Source organism: Sphingobium sp. L-44 (assembly GCF_056859495.1).
The window spans coordinates 1-2,204 of sequence record NZ_JBSXOQ010000058.1 but is presented as its reverse complement, the minus strand read 5'-3'; the positions used below and the strand labels follow the sequence as shown (position 1 = coordinate 2,204).

Below are 2,204 nucleotides of genomic sequence, written 5' to 3'. Positions count from 1 at the left end.
CGTGTGACGTGTGGTAACTCCACCTTACCGATGAGCCCGGTGGCCACCGAGTTCGAAATCGCATGGGGTTGGGCATGCCCAACCCCATGCGATCACCTCAATCTACACCGGAAATTACACCACGAGCGCGGACGCTAACCTACTGCAGGTGCTTCGTCGGCTTACGGGGCGTTTCGAGCTCTGTTTTCCCAGCGAACGACATGCGCATCGGCCAATTAGCGAAAATACTCTGAGAGCCCTGTTAATCCGAGCTGGCTACTATCAAAGGCATGTCCCTCACGGCTTTCGTGCTGCGTTTTCGACATACATGAATGAGCGTCCGGCCGTTTTGATGCAGCCTGGTGATCGTGAAGTGATAGACCTCATGCTGGCCCACACGCCCAAGAACGTGCAGGCTGACGATAGACATGGCGCCGTCTCCGATGCGGAGAAAGCGTATAACCGCGCTGCTTATATGGGCCGGCGACGTGAGTTGGCCCAAGAATGGGCGGACGTGTTGCTGGGAGATTTTTGGGGTGCCGAAATTTTTCTGGGCGAGCCCATGCGCTGGGCATCATCAGGACCTGGGAGACCTGATTAGTTTCCATAATTCGATAGGTACCCATCTCGCTAATGAGCCAGCAACTGCTCCTTTACCTTCCCTCGCCATCCTGACCGAATGAACCGACACCATTGGCGACACACTACACACTATAGGCAAAAGGGAAGGTTTCCTTCTGTCGCCATCATTGGCGGGGCGATCATGCTTGGCTTTGTTGGTGGAGTGGGCAGCGCTCTTCTGCCTTCCTCGTCATCAAGCGCCCCTGTTGCCGAAGAGGAGGCTTGGCGCCCGCAGGCTGCGGCGGCTCCTCAGTCGGACATGAGTGCTGCCGATTTGGATGATCAGCAGCCATCAGTGGCTGTTCGCAAGGCCGAACCGGAAAGGCAGTCCACCGCATCAACTGATGGCCGATCCTCATGGTCCTATCGCAATTGTGCCCAAGTAAGAGCTGCTGGCGCTGCGCCTATTTATGCCGGGGAGCCAGGATATGGCCCTCATCTGGACCGGGATGGCGACGGAATTGGTTGCGAGCCTTATCGAGGGCGTTAGTCAGATTAGTAGAAGTCTTAGAAGCAAATGGATATTGCGACAATCTGCCCCGTATTCTCTAGATGTTGATTGCCGCTGAGAACTGACCCGGGGAGGCCAGTAATTTTCACTGAGAAGTGACCCATGTTTGAACACGCCCCTGGCTTTGGCGAGCGGGGGACCATGGAGTGTTGGACATGGCATTATTGAGCGTCATCCGGCGCTGGCATTACCGCGATCATCTGTCGATCCGTGAGATAGCCAAGCGCACCGGTTTATCCCGCAATACCGTTCGTAAATATCTGCGTTCGGACATAGTCGAGCCGCGGTTCAAGGTGCCCGAGCGGCCGAGCAAGTTGGATCCGTTCGTTGAGCGACTGACGGTCTGGCTGCTGCGTGAGATGGGTCGCCCGCGCAAGCAGAAGCGCACGATCAAGCAGCTGTATGCCGATCTGGTGAGCCTGGGCTTTGATGGCTCCTATGGGCGCGTTGCGGCCTTTGCCCGAGGCTGGCGTGACGATTATCGCCGCCAGCAGCAGATGAGCGGCAAGGGCACGTTCGTGCCGCTGTCCTTTGCGCCAGGTGAGGCGTTCCAGTTCGACTGGAGCGAGGACTGGGCGATCATCGACGGCGTGCGCACCAAGCTGCAGGTGGCGCACTTCAAGCTCAGCTACAGCCGCGCCTTCTTCGTGCGGGCCTATCTCCTCCAGACCCACGAGATGCTGTTCGACGCCCATAATCACGCGTTCCGCGTGCTCGGCGGTGTGCCGCGGCGCGGCATCTATGACAACATGCGCACCGCGGTCGACAAGGTCGGACGCGGCAAGGATCGGACCGTCAACGCCCGCTTCCTGACGATGGTCAGCCATTATCTGTTCGAGGCCGAGTTCTGTAATCCGGCAGCCGGATGGGAGAAGGGCCAGGTCGAGAAGAACGTCCAGGATGCGCGGCATCGGCTGTGGCAGCCTGTCCCGCAGACCGAGAGTCTCGACGCTCTAACCTCTCCTATTCACCGGGGCGGTCAGGAGGGTTGGCGGGAGTAGCGTAAGGTTCTGTTCTGAAGTAGGAAATTGGGTGTCTAAACCATCCCTTCTCCGGGACAGAAAAAGCCACGGGCCACACCCGCCATGAACGA

2 protein-coding genes and 1 pseudogene are annotated in these 2,204 nt (G+C 58.3%); all 3 read left to right on the top strand.

The genetic code is table 11. The features are described from left to right. Positions 1–307 precede the first annotated feature (307 nt). Positions 308–580: a hypothetical protein gene (locus AC13EK_RS05870; RefSeq protein ID WP_483022083.1), complete on the top strand. Its 273-nt coding sequence runs from the start codon at positions 308–310 to the stop codon at positions 578–580. 78 nt (positions 581–658) lie between these two features. Then, positions 659–1,090 (top strand): excalibur calcium-binding domain-containing protein, encoded by a 432-nt coding sequence (locus AC13EK_RS05865; RefSeq protein WP_327197962.1) that lies wholly within the window; start codon positions 659–661, stop codon positions 1,088–1,090. Between the two features lie 176 nt (positions 1,091–1,266). Next, a pseudogene (istA, locus tag AC13EK_RS05860) lies at positions 1,267–2,109 on the top strand (IS21 family transposase); the annotation flags it as partial. Between the last annotated feature and the right edge of the window lie 95 nt (positions 2,110–2,204).